Annotated in this window: 15 protein-coding genes; 13 read left to right on the top strand and 2 right to left on the bottom strand. The window is 58.2% G+C overall.

Features of this window, described 5'->3' with window-relative positions; all coding sequences use genetic code 11:
• Positions 1-64: 64 nt before the first annotated feature.
• A complete protein-coding gene (locus AC1ENN_RS12030) occupies positions 65-682 on the bottom strand; it encodes a LuxR C-terminal-related transcriptional regulator (protein WP_449647467.1) in 618 nt (205 codons plus the stop codon).
• 227 nt (positions 683-909) lie between these two features.
• On the opposite strand from AC1ENN_RS12030, the gene AC1ENN_RS12025 reads away from it, so the two are divergent.
• Together AC1ENN_RS12025 and AC1ENN_RS12020 are read left to right on the top strand one after the other, a co-directional pair.
• Positions 910-1,356 carry a hypothetical protein gene (locus tag AC1ENN_RS12025; RefSeq protein ID WP_449647466.1) on the top strand — a complete coding sequence of 149 codons (447 nt, stop codon included), beginning with the start codon at positions 910-912 and terminating at the stop codon, positions 1,354-1,356.
• Between the two features lie 92 nt (positions 1,357-1,448).
• Positions 1,449-3,119 (top strand): GspE/PulE family protein, encoded by a 1,671-nt coding sequence (locus AC1ENN_RS12020; RefSeq protein ID WP_449647465.1) that lies wholly within the window; start codon positions 1,449-1,451, stop codon positions 3,117-3,119.
• Positions 3,120-3,154: 35 nt separating this feature from the next.
• On the opposite strand, the gene AC1ENN_RS12015 is transcribed toward AC1ENN_RS12020, so the two are convergent.
• Entirely contained in the window at positions 3,155-3,571 is a 417-nt protein-coding gene (locus AC1ENN_RS12015) for a hypothetical protein (protein ID WP_449647464.1), read from the bottom strand.
• Between AC1ENN_RS12015 and AC1ENN_RS12010 the strand changes: the two genes are divergently transcribed.
• The 11 genes from AC1ENN_RS12010 to AC1ENN_RS11960 all read left to right on the top strand — a co-directional run bounded on the left by AC1ENN_RS12010 (position 3,570) and on the right by AC1ENN_RS11960 (position 15,381).
• Positions 3,570-5,159 (top strand): type IV pilus twitching motility protein PilT, encoded by a 1,590-nt coding sequence (locus AC1ENN_RS12010; protein WP_480406118.1) that lies wholly within the window; start codon positions 3,570-3,572, stop codon positions 5,157-5,159. The genes AC1ENN_RS12015 and AC1ENN_RS12010 overlap by 2 nt on opposite strands.
• On the top strand, positions 5,159-6,400 hold the full coding sequence (locus tag AC1ENN_RS12005; protein WP_449647462.1) for a type II secretion system F family protein: 1,242 nt from the start codon (positions 5,159-5,161) through the stop codon (positions 6,398-6,400). Before AC1ENN_RS12010 ends, AC1ENN_RS12005 begins: the two co-directional genes overlap by 1 nt.
• A gap of 289 nt (positions 6,401-6,689) precedes the next feature.
• Positions 6,690-7,115 carry a prepilin-type N-terminal cleavage/methylation domain-containing protein gene (locus AC1ENN_RS12000; protein ID WP_449647461.1) on the top strand — a complete coding sequence of 142 codons (426 nt, stop codon included), beginning with the start codon at positions 6,690-6,692 and terminating at the stop codon, positions 7,113-7,115.
• Between the two features lie 137 nt (positions 7,116-7,252).
• Positions 7,253-8,632 (top strand): type IV pilus modification PilV family protein, encoded by a 1,380-nt coding sequence (locus tag AC1ENN_RS11995; RefSeq protein ID WP_480406117.1) that lies wholly within the window; start codon positions 7,253-7,255, stop codon positions 8,630-8,632.
• Complete coding sequence (locus AC1ENN_RS11990; RefSeq protein ID WP_480406116.1) at positions 8,632-9,336, top strand: prepilin-type N-terminal cleavage/methylation domain-containing protein; 705 nt, start codon at positions 8,632-8,634, stop codon at positions 9,334-9,336. The genes AC1ENN_RS11995 and AC1ENN_RS11990 overlap by 1 nt, the downstream gene beginning before the upstream one ends.
• Positions 9,333-11,066: a hypothetical protein gene (locus AC1ENN_RS11985; protein WP_480406115.1), complete on the top strand. Its 1,734-nt coding sequence runs from the start codon at positions 9,333-9,335 to the stop codon at positions 11,064-11,066. The genes AC1ENN_RS11990 and AC1ENN_RS11985 overlap by 4 nt, the downstream gene beginning before the upstream one ends.
• On the top strand, positions 11,066-11,869 hold the full coding sequence (locus AC1ENN_RS11980; protein WP_480406114.1) for a prepilin peptidase: 804 nt from the start codon (positions 11,066-11,068) through the stop codon (positions 11,867-11,869). Before AC1ENN_RS11985 ends, AC1ENN_RS11980 begins: the two co-directional genes overlap by 1 nt.
• An 18-nt stretch (positions 11,870-11,887) precedes the next feature.
• Positions 11,888-12,928, top strand: coding sequence for a type IV pilus assembly protein PilM (pilM, locus tag AC1ENN_RS11975; RefSeq protein ID WP_449647456.1), 1,041 nt, complete (start codon positions 11,888-11,890; stop codon positions 12,926-12,928).
• On the top strand, positions 12,925-13,713 hold the full coding sequence (locus tag AC1ENN_RS11970) for a fimbrial assembly protein (RefSeq protein WP_480406113.1): 789 nt from the start codon (positions 12,925-12,927) through the stop codon (positions 13,711-13,713). The genes pilM and AC1ENN_RS11970 overlap by 4 nt, the downstream gene beginning before the upstream one ends.
• Positions 13,710-14,417, top strand: a complete 708-nt coding sequence (locus AC1ENN_RS11965) for a hypothetical protein (protein ID WP_480406112.1) — start codon at positions 13,710-13,712, stop codon at positions 14,415-14,417. Before AC1ENN_RS11970 ends, AC1ENN_RS11965 begins: the two co-directional genes overlap by 4 nt.
• Before the next feature lie 115 nt (positions 14,418-14,532).
• Positions 14,533-15,381: a hypothetical protein gene (locus AC1ENN_RS11960; protein WP_480406111.1), complete on the top strand. Its 849-nt coding sequence runs from the start codon at positions 14,533-14,535 to the stop codon at positions 15,379-15,381.
• Positions 15,382-15,674: the final 293 nt, after the last annotated feature.

The following is a 15,674-nucleotide window of genomic DNA, read 5'->3' as shown; positions in this document are numbered from 1 at the left end:
CACACCGAGTTCTGCGCTGGCAGTTATCGGCTGGCGTGACAATGGCGACTTCACGAGACGTAAGTCACGAGTTCGGTGGGGGAAGGATGCCGTCTTCGACGGCGCGTTTGTAGAGGTCAACCTTGGTGTGGGCCGGGCGACCGACCATGGCGTACTTGTGGCGGATGCGGCGCACATATTCTGCGACCGTGCTCGACGAGAGACCAGCGCGATGAGCGACAGCGATCGATTTGTCCCCAGAGGCGTAGTGAGCCAGTACTTCTTGTTCTTTGGGACTCAGTCCGGCAGCTGCGAGTTCAGGGTCGGAGTCAAGGGCTGCAGCCCAGTCGGTGGTGACTACCGGGTTGCCGCGGGCGGCTTCACGCACTGCATCCACAATCACGTCTCGGGATTCAGACTTTCGCATGATGCCCAAGACCCCGGCCCGGGATGCCGCCCGCACCTCACCAGCATTGTCTGCTGCGGTGAAAACGAGAACGTTGACTCCCTGCTCGCGTAGCCACGCGACGTTCGACTCAACAGTGCTGCCGTCAGAGAGGCGTATGTCGAGCACGACCAAGTCGAGGCCATCAGCGAGTGAACTGAGCTCGCTCACGCGTGAAACTGATTCAACGAGAGTGATGTCCGGGCACTGCGAAAGTAGGGAGGCGAAGCCCAGTTGCACTGTCTCGTGGTCATCCACGTGTCCTACGCGATAAGTGCGCTGAACATTATCCTGCGTTGTCAATCAGGTCCCCGTTCGGATCAGGGTGAACTAGCTAGTGTCACAGATTCGCACCTGCCTACGACAACCGTACCGGAACTTTCTGTCTGTCCCCCAAACGGGTGTCATTCATAGTGACGACTGCCACAATGAGCCCCGCGGTGCGACCATCGACTAGTCGTAACTATCAAGGGGGCGAAGGGCTTGTGAATCGTCACGCGGTTAACGATCTCATTGAGTGTTCACTTCAGCGCTGGTACCGCCTGGTTTCCGAATGGCGCAGCCCCGAGGCGGGTACTGCCGCGGGATGCGTGAACTGCCGGGCATCCGAATTCGCCGCGTTCGATCGGCGTGGACACTGGCCGCACGACCTTGTACATTCCCTCGTTGAGACGCTCGAGCTTGTATCGATGCAGCTCGCTGTTGCTCTCCATGAAGATCGTCACTGCACTGGAGTAGGCGGACGTGCCACTCTGCCGTGCCGTTCGTGCATCGACGAAGCGCGTTCGACCGTCAGCGAACGCGCTCACCGCCAGAGTCAAGACATCGCCGACGTGATCAACGAGTGTGCGTTGCCTCGATTGGCTGCTTACGTCGAAAAAAACACGAATTTGGTAATCAATGCTGCGACTCGCGGCGAATGGGCTTCTTGAAACGTCTTGACTACCCCTCGCATGTGGGACTAGTGGTGCTGATGTGTCTCGATTAGCGTGGGACTCTGCTAGGACCTTGGGGGGAGGCACGCGTGACAACACTTGCTGAAGTATTGATTCTTCGTGGAATGATGCCGATTGAGAGCATCGATTCTGTGGGCACTTCACATTCTGATGAAGAAGCACTCGTCAGAAATCTACTCGACAGCGGAACAATTTCGCCGGCGCAACTCGCATCGGCGCGTGCTGCGCAAGCAGGAGTTCCGTTTGTCGAGCTTGTTGACTTCGCTGTAGACCACCAGGCGGTCGCTCTCGCACCGGCGGCAATCTGCCGTCGCCATGAGGTTCTGCCCATTGCGTTCTCCGAGGGATACCTCGTGTTGGCCATGGTCGACCCTGGCAACATTTTCGCCCTAGATGACATCCGTTCGGCTACCGGACGCCAAATCCGTGTCGTGGTTGCTGAGCGCAGCGACCTTCAGACAGCTCTCGATCGTTTCCACCGTGCCGATGGCGAGCTTTCGAGCCTCAGTAGCGAGCTTGAGCAAGAGGCAACGTCCACAGATGTTGCCCTCGCTTCGAACAACGAGCCGACAGAAGACGACGCCCCCATTGTTCGTTTTGTGAACCTGCTGATTAGCCAGGGCATCCAAGACAAGGCATCCGATATTCACATCGAACCCGGCGAGCACGACCTTGGTGTTCGCTACCGCATCGATGGTGTTCTGCACGAAATGCAGCGTGCACCCCGCCAGATCCAGAACGGCGTGATCTCGCGCCTCAAGATTATGGCCGAAATGGACATTGCCGAGCGTCGCAAGCCTCAAGACGGCCGCATCTCGGTCATCCACGGTCAAAAGAAGATTGACCTTCGCGTGGCAACGTTGCCGACCGTCTACGGCGAAAAAGTCGTTATGCGAATCCTCGACAACTCGAACACGACACTCGACCTGAGCCAGCTCTACCTGCTTGAGCACAACGCCAAGATTTACAAAGAGGCGTACACGAAGCCCTACGGAATGATCCTCGTTACCGGGCCAACGGGTTCTGGTAAGTCGACGACGCTTTACACAACGCTTAACGCTGTTGCGCGTCCCGAGATCAACGTCATCACGGTTGAAGACCCGGTGGAGTACCGCATGGCTGGCATCAACCAGGTGCAGGTCAACCCTAAAGCTGGGCTCACATTCGCTAGTGCGCTGCGCTCAATTCTGCGTTCTGACCCGGATGTTGTTCTCATCGGTGAGATCCGAGACCAAGAGACGGCGCAGATTGCGATCGAAGCAGCACTCACCGGTCACCTTGTGTTGAGCACGCTTCACACCAACGGCGCACCAGCCGCTATCACGCGACTGATTGAGATGGACATTGAGCCATTCTTGGTTGGTTCCGCAATTGACTGTGTTGTCGCTCAGCGACTTGCCCGACGCCTTTGCGATCGGTGCAAGCAGCCTGCAGCTCACAACCCGCAGGATCTCGTTAACTTGAAGGTCGGCTTCAACCCAGAAGGTCCGATGCCGACTTTGTACGCACCTGTCGGGTGCACCGTGTGTTCCAAGACGGGATACCGCGGTCGAATTGCACTGCACGAAGTGATGGCAGTGTCTGAAGAGATTGAACGTCTCGCCGTTGCTCGTTCATCTAGCGCGGAGATCAGCCGCGTCGCGATCGAGCAGGGGATGCGCACTCTGCGCATGGATGGTTGGGCTAAGGCTCAACTGGGCTTGACGTCCATCGAAGAGATTTTGCGCGTCGTCGCATAAGACGAAGTATCTGGGGGAATTATGGCTAAGCGGATTTACGACATCCCGTCGCAATCGGTAGACGAAAGTTTGTTCACACCGAAGGGGAACAGTGCGCCTTCTGGGCAGAGTGTTCCCACGAACTCTCCACCTCCGGCTGCGGGAACGAGTGTTCCCGGGCCGAGCAACCCGCAGGCGTCGTCGACTCCGTTCCCGGAGTGGGCGCAGACTGGCGCTGCACCCGCGGCTTCGGCAGCGACCGTGCCGGCCTCACCGCTTCCGACAATTCCACCGCCTTCTGGCTCGATCAACAGCAATGAGCCAGCGAGTGTGCCAGGACCGACTCCAGCATCCGCCCCACCGGCGGCTCCGGCAGCTGCCGCTCCAACACCGCCACCTGCAGCTCCGGCCGAGCCAGCAGCATCCGCACCCTCTGCGGACGCCGCTGAGGGTGGGCGTCGCGCGCGCCGCATGGCATCTGAGCCCGTGACGTCAATCGATTCTCTTGATGAGCTGTTCCGTCAGGCTGCAGCAGGAGCAATGTCTCAGACCTCTGCCGCTACGTCAGCAGCGGGTGCTTCCATTCCCACTCCGCCTCCAGCGCCGTCGGCTACGGCCGCCGAAGTTCCGTATTTTTCTGACGCATCAGATTCTGAAGCATCGGATGCTCCGGCAGCCGCCGCTCAAACATTCGCCGCGCCCCCGGCCGCCGAGAAGCCAGCGCCAGCGCCAGCCGCTGCGCCTGCGGAAGATGCGGCAACGCGACTCCTCGATGTGTCGAGCTCTGATGCGCCGACGGAAGATTTCACTAGTTTCCCGCCTCCCGGCGTGACCGAGGGTCTTTTGACCTTCACGAGCGGCTTCGGTGCCGAGCAAGCGGCGGCTCCGCGTGAGTCTCAGCTGCTCTCGGTTCCGAAGATCGTTGAGCAAGAGCGCGATCTGCGCCCCGAGATGGAGTTGACCGCGAAGGAAGGGGCAAACCCAGAACTTCTCGACGCGCTAAAGGAGGTCGTCTACACGGGCGCCTCTGACCTCCACATTGCTTCCGGTGCGGTGCCGATGATTCGCGTTGATGGTGGCCTTCAGCAGCTTGAGGGTTCAGCCGAGTGGGACAAGGATCGCACCCGAAACGCACTCTTCAGCATTCTCGATGAGAAGCAGGAGGCCCAGTTCCTTGAGGCTCTCGAGCTTGACTTCGCATTTGAGCTTTCTGAGGCTGCCCGTTTCCGGGTGAACTTCTACATGGACCGCGGCAACATGGGCGCTGCTTTCCGAATCATTCCGACTGAGATCAAGCAGTTGAAGGATTTGGGTATCCAGGAGTCCGTTTCGCAGTTCGCGACTCTTCCTCGTGGCCTTGTACTCGTGACGGGTCCAACCGGTTCTGGCAAGTCGACAACGCTCGCTGCTCTCATCGATTTGGTGAACCGCACTCGCGCTGACCACATCGTGACGGTGGAAGATCCGATTGAGTTCTTGCACGGCAACCAGAAGTCGCTGGTCAACCAGCGTGAGGTCGGCCGCGACACGCACTCGTTCACGGCGGCGCTCAAGCACGTTCTTCGTCAAGACCCCGACGTCATCCTGATCGGTGAGCTTCGGGACCTAGAAACGATCTCGATTGCACTGACCGCGGCAGAGACCGGCCACCTTGTGTTTGCCACACTGCACACTCAGGATGCCGCGCAAACTGTTGACCGCATCATTGACGTCTTCCCGCCGCACCAACAGGGGCAAGTTCGCACTCAGCTCGCGGCTGTACTGCAGGGCATTATCTGCCAGACGCTAGTTAGGCGCGCAAGTGGCAAGGGTCGTGTTGTGGCCACTGAGGTGCTCACGATGACTCCTGCTATCGGAAACCTCATCCGTGAGGGAAAGATCTACCAGATTCCGTCGGCGATGCAGGCCGGCCGTAGCGGCGGTATGCACACCATGGACCAGCACCTTGCTGGCCTCGCGAAGTCTGGCGCCATTACTGAAGAAGCAGCAATGGCTAAGGCTCACGATCCTGAGGGAATGAACCGATTGATGGGCGATAGCGCAACAGGAGTACCGAACTAATGGCTTCTACTGCTGCGACGACGAAGTCCTTTGAGTACAAGGCCCGCGATCAGTCGGGCAAGGTCGTTAAGGGTCGCATTGATGCTCTGAATGAGAATCAGGTTCTGATGCGGCTTCGCTCGATGGAGATCAGCCCGATCTCTGTCACCGAGGCGGGTTCTGGCACCGGTCTCAACATGGAGATCAACCTCGGCTTTCTGCAGAAGGGTGTTGGTCTCGATGACCTCGCCGTGATGAGCCGGCAGATGTCGACGATGATCTCGTCGGGCCTCTCCCTCATTCGCGCTCTCGTAATCCTCTCGGAGCAGACGGAAAACCCGACTCTCGCGAAGGCTCTGAGCGAGATTCGTCAGGACGTCGAGACTGGTGGAACGCTCTCCGACGCGTTTGCCAAGCACGGCACAGTCTTTCCGCCGATCATGATTCATTTGGTTCGCGCTGGTGAGACTGGCGGATTCCTTGACAACGCTCTCGAGTCAATCGCGAACAACTTTGAGGGAGAAGTAAAGCTTCGCGGAACGATTAAGTCCGCGCTCACCTATCCTGTTGTCGTTTTGATCATGGCGATCGCCGCTGTCGTTGGCATGCTTATCTTCATCGTTCCGGTGTTCCAGCAAATGTTCGCTGACCTCGGTGGCGAACTTCCTTTGCTGACCCAGATCTTGGTGTGGATGTCAGATGGAATGAAGTTTGTGGCGCCGATTCTTGTCGTTGCTGGAGTAATTTTTGCCGCATGGTGGCGCAAGAATAAGCACACTGAGCGTGTGCGCAAGTTCCTCGACCCCTGGAAGCTTCGGATGCCCGTGTTCGGGCCATTGTTCCGCAAGGTTTCGATTTCACGATTCACTCGTAACTTCGGAACAATGTTGGGCGCCGGCGTACCTATTCTTCAAGCGCTGTCGATCGTTGGAGAAACCTCCGGCAACTACGTGATTGAAGAAGCGCTTAAGCGTGTAGCGGACTCCGTGCGTTCAGGTCAGTCGGTGTCAGCTCCGCTAGCCCGCGAAAGTGTCTTCCCCTCGATGGTGACGCAGATGGTCGCGGTCGGTGAAGATGCCGGTTCGATGGAAGTCATGCTTTCTAAGATTGCTGATTTCTACGACGACGAAGTACAAAAGACCACTGAGCAGCTCACGGCTCTCATTGAGCCCCTTATGATCGGCGTTATCGGCGCGATCGTTGGCGTGATGGTGATCGCGCTGTACCTCCCTATCTTCGCCATCTTCGACCAGATCAAGTAACACCTAGCAGCCCCAGGCGGGGACGATGTGGCCCGAGCCGCAGCGTCCCCGTCTGGCTTTAGCGCGGGTGGCAGGGCGCACCATGCCCTGCAATATCACGTCTGATGACTGACTATTCCGGCACGACTCGCGTTTACCCCCTCGCACTGGGGTCGTAATTCCGCCAGTTCACCCCCGTTTGTGGGATTCTCAGCCGGTGCACATGTTGAGAGTATTTCTGTGGGGGGCTGAGAAGCTCATTTTTCTGGGGGCCCCTGTCCAAGATCCGAACCACAGACAGGAAATCCAAATGATTACTCGTATGCATGAAGCACTGCGCACCAAGCGCAACGACCTCGAGAACGACCAGAAGGGCTTCACTCTTGTTGAGCTCCTCGTTGTTGTTCTGATCATCGGCATCCTTGCCGCGATCGCCATCCCGTTCTTCCTCAACCAGCGCCAGGGCGCTTGGGAATCGCAGGTTAAGTCAGATATCGCTAACTCGGTTATCGCGGCTGAGACCTTCGCGGTGAGCAACAACGGTTCGTTTACTGGTCTTGACGAAACTGGTCTCAAGGACAACGGCTACAAGCCAACTCCGCGAGTTGTGCTCGACAGCGTCACGCCCACTGCCACCTCGTACATTCTCGTCTTCTCGCACTTGGACTACGTCGATGAAACCTGGACGTACACCAGCTCGAACGGTACGACCGTTTTCTCGGGTGACACACCGTAACCCGTAGCTAGACCGTGAACGGGGCGTCGCCAAGCGGCGGCGCCCCGTTTTCACACCTCGGGAGTGATCGCTCTCACGAGAGAACCCTTCTCTCCCGTTTCACCCGAAACCCTTAAACCCGTACGAAAGGGCTCATCATGCATCAGGTTCTACAGCGTCTTCGTAGCTCCGACGCAGGAATGAGCCTTCTAGAAGTACTCGTCGCGATGATGATCTTCGCAATTGTTTCGCTTGGCGTGCTTCACACACTCACCACGGTTCTCAGCGTTACCCGCGATAACCGTTCTCGCGTCGTTGCAGCAAACCTCGCCTCTCAAGAAATTGACTTGGCTCGAGATGCTGGCGACGTTTTCACCCTCTTCGATGACACCTACACGAAGACTCTCAACGGCGATGTCTTCACCGTGACCCGTTCCACGCAGTGGGTGTCGTCGAGCAACACTTCGGCATCGTGTGGCACCGGCGGCGGAACCCTTCAGTACAAGCGCATCAACATCGCCGTGACGTGGCCGAACATGCGCCAGGGCACTCAGCCCGTTCGCTTTGACACCCTCCTAGCTCCGGATGATCGAATTAACGACCCGGCGCTCGGAACCATTCTGGTTTCGGTAATTGGTGGCTCCGGTGGAGGTGCTGCGGGAGTGCAAGTGACTGCCACTCCGGCGTCCCCCGCCAACGGTGCCCAAAACCTTTCCGTGTCGCCACCGGCAACTGATGCTCAGGGATGCAGCTACATCCTGAAGGTGGCGCCGGGTAATTACAACGTCAAAGTTTCACGCTCCGGGTACATCACGGATGCCGGTCAGATTACTGCGCCAACCAAGCTCACGCAGGTCGTCGCCGGCACCGCCAGCTCAGTCTCTTTCAACTACGACAAAGCAGCGAAGTTCCGAGTGAAGTACATTTCTGACCCGGTTCCTGCCAAGATCCAGATTCCTAAGGACTTGACCACCTCCTTTAGTAGTTCCTATGGGGTTCATTTGAGCAGCGCCAGCAACGCGAACCTTTCTCGCGATGTTGACCTGTTCCCGTGGCGATCGGGCTACATCGGCTATGCCGGAAAATATGTCGCGAAACCCGAAGACACGACGAGCACTGCGCCGTATTGCGCATCACCGAACCCCGTACTGTGGCCAGAGGTCGACGTGGCAGGGACCATCTATCGCTCGCCAACCCCTGTTCCGGTCGCAGCGAATCCGGGGGACACCGTCGATCTGACTGTTCCGATGGGGCTCGTAGCTGTGAACGGCCTATCGGGGAAGGTTCTTCGGGCGATTTCAACCAACCCGGTATTGGGGAGTGCCGATCCTGGCTGCACCACGAGCAATGTATTGACCTTCGACTCGCTGGCTTCTGACACAACTCACATCGCACTTCCGTACGGCACGTGGCAGATGCAAAAAGCCAGCGGCAGCGGCTGGACGAATCTTGGGTCTAGTGAGGCCAATTCTCCCGTTGTTGGTGGCACCGCCGCCATTCCGGGAATAGTGACTGTTGATCCCCGGGTGGCACCATAATGAACAAATTTCGCACAGCGCTGCTCGCTCATGTTTCGCGAGTCCGTCGTGAAGACGCCGGAGTCACCCTGAGTGAGCTCATCGTCACGATCGCTCTCATGGGAATGCTCTTGGCCATGGTGATGACCATCTTCATCACGTTTACTACCACCTTTGCGAGCGAGCGTTCCGCGACGTCGAACACTGCTGGCGCGACTATCGCGATGAATGAGCTCACGCGAGTCATTCGTTCGGGAACTGAAAACCCTGTGGCTAGTTCAACGCTCAACGATCCCGTGTTTAGCTACGCAGGCGCAGAACACGTCGTGCTGCAGGCCTACCTGGATACGGATGCGGTGAACCCCCAGCCCGTCAAGGTCGAGTTCGTGATTACTGCCGACCGCACCCTCGTTGAGCGGCGTTGGAGTGCCCGCCTCTTGACGTCTGGCTATTTCACTTTTGAGCCAACAGTGGCATCCGAACGGACAGTAGTTCGCCAAATTGCGGTCGGAACGACCCCGGTCTTCCGATTCTTTAATGACCAAAACGTCGAACTTGTCCCTTCTGGCGGAACTCTCACCCTGGCGCAGCGTCGACAGGTGGCGGCTGTCAAGGTGTCGATGACCGTACAAACTGACCCGACCGGACGTGCGAAAACAGCAAGTCTGGAAAATACCGTAGGTATCCCGAACCTCGGTCTCTCTAGGATTGGAATCAACCGATGATCCGATTATTGCGCGCTCGCATCGCCGGAGAACGCGGTGCCGCTCTGCCCATGGTGATCGGCATTACCGTGGTGCTGGGACTGCTCGTCACTAGCGCCGTCGCCTTCGCCACTGGTGGGTTCCGCCAGGCTGCTTCGACGCAACAATGGTCGGCATCGCTCGCTGCTGCCTACGCGGGCGTAGAGGATTACCAGAGCCGGCTCTCAGAAGACACCTCCTATGTGCAGTACGGAAACCCGGCAGCGACATTTTCTGCCGGTAGTGACGTGCGACTGCCGACCGGGGCGAATGCAAATCCTGCTTTCAATGTCGCAGCGGGTCAGCCCTGGGTGCCCATTCCTGGCGGAGCCGGAGCTTCCTCTTTCCGCTACGAAGTTGACAACTCCGACTATGCGGGCAGCGGCGTCATTCGTGTGCGTTCGACGGGAAAAGTCGGCGCAGAAACTCGCACCATCGTGGCCGACCTTCGGCAGTCTGGATTCATCGACTTCCTCTACTTCACTGACTATGAAATTCAGGATCCGGCATTCTCGGGCGAATCAAGCTCGTGCGTTAAATACTGGTGGGATGGCCGCAGCGGCATCTCAGGAAACTGCGGTGAGATTGCCTTCGGTAGCAACGACGTCGTCGACGGTCCAGCCCACTCCAACGACACCATCCGGATCTGTAACGCGACGTTCCTCGGTGCTGTAACGACGAGCTACGCGCCGTCAAGTGGGCTTCGGTACAACCCCCGAGACTCGCGCGGCTACAGCTGCAGCGGACAGTCGTTCGGCGTCCCCAATTCGCCGGCCTTCAGCCCGGTAATTGGAATGCCTGCTACGAACTCTCAGCATCTTCGGGAAACGCGATCAGATCTAGTTACCAATGGTGTTCCTCGTCCTGGTTGCCTCTACACCGGGCCAACCGAGATCACCCTGAACTCGAACGGAACCATCACGGTCCACTCGCCGTGGACAAAGAAAACTCGGATCACGGGCTCGCCCGCGACAGGCGGAAGCACCCCGTCAGAGTGCGGCAACATTTCCCGAATCACTGGCAGCTCCGGCGACACATTCACATTGCCGCCGAGCAACGTCATCTACGTTCAGGATGTTCCCGCGGTCTCCACCGACCCCAACTACTCGGGAACTAAAAACAAGGACCTTCCCTCCGGGCTGAAGTGTGAGGGTGAAGACGGCCAGAACAACGGCAATGGCATTGGCTACCCGACTCACAATGAGTCGGCATCCAGCAGCTCATACGGATGTCGGTCTGGTGACCTCTTCGTGAAGGGCACGCTCAGCGGGCAGGCAACTCTCTCCGCCGAGCACTACGTGTATATAACGGGAAACATTCGTTACAACGACGCCCAAGAGGATGTTTTGGGTCTCGTCGGAAACGACGCTGTGTGGGTCTGGAACCCTGCTCGCAACAGCTACAACACTGTGCTTAATGACAACAGCCGTCACATCGATGCCGCGATTCTGTCTGTCGGGCACACGTTCGCCGTGCAGAATCCCGGTGTGGGAAACGGGCGAGGAACGCTGACGGTAAACGGAGCAATTGCGCAGAAGTTCCGTGGAATCGTGCGCTCGGGCAGCGGCGGATACTCGAAGGACTACGTCTATGACACGCGACTGCGCTATACAGCGCCTCCGAAGTTCTTGTCGCCGGTGACCACAACGTATGGCGTCAACGTGTGGATTGAAGTTTCGCCAGCGTTCGCCTCAACGGGTGCCAAGCTCTGATGACCGCAACTTTCTTGCTCGTTATCTTTGCGGTGCTTCTTGGATTAGCCGTCGGCTCTTTCTTGAACGTCGTAGTGTGGCGCGTGCCACGGGGCGAAAAGATTTCGACACCGCCGAGCGCGTGCCCGAAATGCGAGCACGCTATTCGCTGGTACGACAACATTCCCGTCTTGGGGTGGCTGTTGCTGCGCGGAAAGTGCCGAGACTGCGGTGAGCCGATCTCTGCTCGCTATCCGCTCGTCGAAGCGAGCACGGCAATTACTTTTGGTGTCATCGCGGCAGTCGTTGGCGCTGAGACGAACCTGATCTGGACCTTGCCGGCCTTTCTCTATTTGGCGGCGATCTCGATCGCCTTGACGCTGATCGATCTCGATACTCAAACACTGCCAAACAAGATCGTGCTGCCGTCGATTCTGGTCGGAGTTGCGCTCTTGGCTCTCGCGAGCGTAGGTACCGGCAATTGGGGTGCGCTCCTCGGTGCCCTAGCCGGTGCGGCAGCGCTCTTCGTCTTCTACTTCATTGTGGCGCTTATCTCTCCACGGGGGATGGGAATGGGCGATGTGAAGTTGTCCGCCGTTCTTGGCCTCTACTTGGGCTGGCTCGGTTGGGGTGTGCTTGCGGTTGGCGCATTCGCCGCATTCTTGTTTGGCGGCGTCTTCGCTGTTGTGCTGGTGCTGATCGGACGGGCGCGTCGTCGCACCGCAATTCCGTTCGGGCCGTGGATGATAGCGGGAGCGTGGTTGGGAATTGCTTTCGGATCACAAATTTGGAACGGATATATGGTGGCGAGCGGTCTTAGCTGATCGTCACCGGGGGGATATATGGGAAAGAAACTAGTAGGACTGGACATCGGCACGACAGCCATTCGTGCTGTCGAGGTCGAGAATCCACAACAACCACGACCAACGATTCTTCGCTTTGGTGAAGTCCCGCTGCCCGAAGGTGCCGTGCGTGCCGGAGAGGTAATTGACTCTGCGACCGTAACTGCAGCCATCCGCAAACTGTGGACACAGACTGGCATCCGTACGAAGGAAGTCGTGTTGGGAGTCGGCAACTCCAAGGTGCTCGCGCGTGACATCAAAGTTCCCCGACTACCACTCAACCAGGTGCGCGAATCGCTTCCGTTCCAGGTGCAGGATCTTCTTCCCGTGCCAGCGACCGAGGCCCTCCTCGACTTCTACCCCGCCGCAGAGGCAGAGGGCGAAAACGGCCCGATGCTCTCGGGAATGCTCGTCGCTGCGATCAAGGCTCCTGTCCTAGTGAACGTGAACGCGGCGGTTGCTGCTGGCGTCCACCCGGAGAACGTCGATCTCTCACCCTTCGCGCTCACGAGGCTTTTCTCGGGGCCGGAGTCAGCGAACCTCACAACTCTTTTGGTTCACATCGGTGCCGCTACCACTACGCTCGTCGCCCTCGATGGCCACGTACCTCACTTTGTGCGTCTTCTCCCCAGCGGAGGAGCCGACATCACCAAGGGAATTTCGCAGCGCATGGACATCTCGACGCGTGATGCCGAAGCGATCAAACGCTCGGTTGGTGTTGTTGCCGCGCGCGCAACGCCTGAGCAGCGCCCAGCACTCGAAGTATCATTCGAACTCGTCAACGAAACGCTCTTGGCCATTCGTGCCACGATGCAGTACTTCCAGAACGCGAGAAGTAACCGCGCAATCGATCGCATCGTTATGAGCGGGGGCGGTTCACGCTTGCTCGGTCTTGTTGAGACAGTCTCCGAATTCACCAAAGTACCGGCGACGCAGCCTGATCCGTTCTCGCTGGTGACTGTGGCTCGTGGCCTTCGTGGCACGGGTGACGCTCAAGATATGTCTCTCGCACTTGGATTGGTTACGGGGGTCTCAGCATGAGCGACAAGAAACCAGCAGCACGTCGTGAGGTAAAGGTCGCAATTGCGTACCCACCCCATGTCAGGCTTTTGCCACCAGAAGTCGGCCAACGTAAGGCAGCCAATCGTGCCAGAGGGCGAGCAATTTTTGTCGCCATCATCGCGCTAGGAGTCGCCATTCTTGCGGCGGGTGGCGCGAACCTGGTCTCTCTGCAACGTGTTCTCGCCCTAGATAACGCTCGAGCGACCACCCTCTCACTCACCCAACAACAGGGCGAGTACACCGAGGTACGCACGGCGAACCAGAAGCTCCAATCGAGCACGAGTGCTCGAATATTCGCGACATCTACCGAGATTTCGGTCAGAACTATTGTGAGTGGTCTGGGCGGCAAGCTTTCTTCCGGCATGGCGATTGGTGCCTACGATTTTGAAACCGCCACTCCGCTTCTGGGATACGGGGAGTCTGTCTCACCGCTAGACCCGGAACGTATGGCAATGTTCAACATCCGAATTCTCGCCCCGACGCTCGCGCAACTTGATGTTTGGGTTCGCTCAGGAGTTGACGTTCCCGGCGTTGCTGACATTTCGGTTGTCTCGGCAGAATGGGACGAGGCGGGGTATTACACCGGTCAAGTAGCAGTTTTGATTAGTCGCGACGCGCTCCTTCATCGCTTCGACGGTTTCGTGCCAGAAGGCGAAGAAGCCGAGTCAGGGGAAGAGGCTGCTCCGGCGCCGACAGAAACACCCGCACCCAGTGAAACTCCCGCTCCGGAGGTTGGCACGAATGAAGAGGAGAACGGCTCATGACATTGACACGAATGTGGAGTCTGATCGGGGCCGTCGCGGTCATTGTGATCCTGCTGGCGGGCTATGCCGCCGGAGTAGCGCCCGCGCTCGCGGCGGCCGATAGCGCAAACGAAGAGATTGCGAGTGTTGAACTCCAAAACTCGTTAAAGAAGAACGAGCTTGCTGATTTGAAAGCACTGTCGGAGAACTCGGACACGTTGTTTGCAGACTTGGCAGAAGTGCAACGGTCAATTCCGACCGGCCACGAAACGTCGGTCTTCGCAAGCAAACTCGGCTCCCTAGCCGCAGCAGCTGGCGTTACGCTGGTCAAAATCAGCTATGTCAGCGCTGCGGATGCGCTAGCACCCGAGGAGGAAGCTGCGCCGGTCGTGCCTGCTGAAGGCGACGAAGCTGGCACTGCTGAAACGGATGCCGCGACCCCTGCTCCCGCTCCTGATGTAGCATCCGCTTCACAGTCGGTGCCCTCAGTGCCGGGTCTAGTAGCTATTGGTGTTGACATCCAGATCGCTGGCTCCTACTCCGCCATTCACACATTCCTCGAGAGTGTCCAGTCTGCCGATAGATCATTTTCCGTCGCGAATGTTTCGGTCGAGGCTGACAGCACCCTGACGACGTGGGAGATGACAATTAGCGGCGCCGTCTATGTGCTGCTTGATGGCCCGACCACGATTGTTTCCACCGGTGAAGGAACCAACGTCAACTAGACGCAGATGAGACTCGAGAACGCCACGATGCACTCAGTCGTGGCGTTCTCCTCATTTTTGAACCTTCGCTCAGTAGACTAGGCTCATCAGTCGCTGGCACGAGGAGGCAACAGTCATGACCGATCCATCTGTAGAGCGTGGTTCTTCCGATCTGAACCACGACAACATTGAGGATGCCGTAGTCGTTGACGAGACGGCCACCGACGCAGCAACAGCAACGACGGCCACGCCGCTTGTAGAGCCTGCTGTCGACTCATCTGCTGCATCTGCTGACCCTGTCTACGACGACGCGACGGTCGAGGCCGAAGCCGAACCGTTAGCAGAACCAGTGGTTGAGTATGAGCCCGAGATCGTCACCGAGTATGAGCCCAACGTTACGAGTGCCGCTGGCGCCACGAGCGCTTCGGCATCCGGCGAACCGCGCGTTGTTTACGTAACCGCGCCGACACCGCCCAAGGCGGCAGGCAACCGCGGCTTTGGTGTGTTCATCGCCCTCGTTTCCACCCTGGTTTTCGCCATCGTCTTCGCGATCGCCGTTGCGATTGTTAACGCCGTACAGGCAGGTCGAGTGGATATCGGGTTCGTGCAGCAACCTGCGTTTTACGTGCCCATTGCGTTCTTCGCTCTCGGGTCGATCATTATTGCCCTCCTCGTGAACCGTGCGGGCTGGGCAGCTCACGTGTTCGCCAGCATCATTGTTGGACTAGTCGTCTATTTCGGCACGGTTGGAGTGCTTCTACTCGCTAACGGCGTCATCCAGAACACTCCAGAGCAGGCTCAGTTGCTCTTCGCCCTCGCACTCATTGATCCGCGAGTGATTGCTGGCGGATTGATCGCACGCGAAGTCGCATTGTGGACCGGTGCACTCGTCGCCAAGCGCGGCCGCAAGGTGACCGAGCGCAACCGCGAAACCCGCGCGCAGTGGGAAGCAGAGGTCGCAGAGAAATCTGCAGCTCAGCACTAGTCGCGATTGCGCGGTCATCAGGAAGTTTTGCTTGCTGCGTGCGCGCTGTGACCATTTGACCCCGGCCGGTCCGGGGGGCTATTCTTTCTGAGGTGTGCGCTTTGTCGTGCGCTTGAACCGTGCCATCGGCCCAAACCGCTATTGCGGGGTTCATGCGTGAGTCACTTCACACCATAGGGTTCAGTCTTCTGGCTGACCCCCACGGCATATTCGCAAACCATCCGATCAGTTCGGCTGGGGCGTGGGTCCAGATGAACTCGAAGTTCTGAGAGGAGCTTCGAATGCTAACCATC

The organism is Rhodoglobus sp. G.S.23, from assembly GCF_056675935.1.
This window is presented reverse-complemented; position numbering and strand designations above follow the sequence as displayed.

Bases quoted from the DNA above. Each gene is read 5' to 3' on its own strand.
- AC1ENN_RS12010 (WP_480406118.1), top strand. From the start codon at position 3,570: ATGGCATCTGAGCCCGTGACGTCAATCGATTCTCTTGATGAGCTGTTC.
- AC1ENN_RS12015 (WP_449647464.1), bottom strand. From the start codon at position 3,571: ATGCGGCGCGCGCGACGCCCACCCTCAGCGGCGTCCGCAGAGGGTGCG.
- AC1ENN_RS12005 (WP_449647462.1), top strand. From the start codon at position 5,159: ATGGCTTCTACTGCTGCGACGACGAAGTCCTTTGAGTACAAGGCCCGC.
- AC1ENN_RS12000 (WP_449647461.1), top strand. From the start codon at position 6,690: ATGATTACTCGTATGCATGAAGCACTGCGCACCAAGCGCAACGACCTC.
- AC1ENN_RS11995 (WP_480406117.1), top strand. From the start codon at position 7,253: ATGCATCAGGTTCTACAGCGTCTTCGTAGCTCCGACGCAGGAATGAGC.
- AC1ENN_RS11990 (WP_480406116.1), top strand. From the start codon at position 8,632: ATGAACAAATTTCGCACAGCGCTGCTCGCTCATGTTTCGCGAGTCCGT.
- AC1ENN_RS11985 (WP_480406115.1), top strand. From the start codon at position 9,333: ATGATCCGATTATTGCGCGCTCGCATCGCCGGAGAACGCGGTGCCGCT.
- AC1ENN_RS11980 (WP_480406114.1), top strand. From the start codon at position 11,066: ATGACCGCAACTTTCTTGCTCGTTATCTTTGCGGTGCTTCTTGGATTA.
- pilM (WP_449647456.1), top strand. From the start codon at position 11,888: ATGGGAAAGAAACTAGTAGGACTGGACATCGGCACGACAGCCATTCGT.
- AC1ENN_RS11970 (WP_480406113.1), top strand. From the start codon at position 12,925: ATGAGCGACAAGAAACCAGCAGCACGTCGTGAGGTAAAGGTCGCAATT.
- AC1ENN_RS11965 (WP_480406112.1), top strand. From the start codon at position 13,710: ATGACATTGACACGAATGTGGAGTCTGATCGGGGCCGTCGCGGTCATT.
- AC1ENN_RS11960 (WP_480406111.1), top strand. From the start codon at position 14,533: ATGACCGATCCATCTGTAGAGCGTGGTTCTTCCGATCTGAACCACGAC.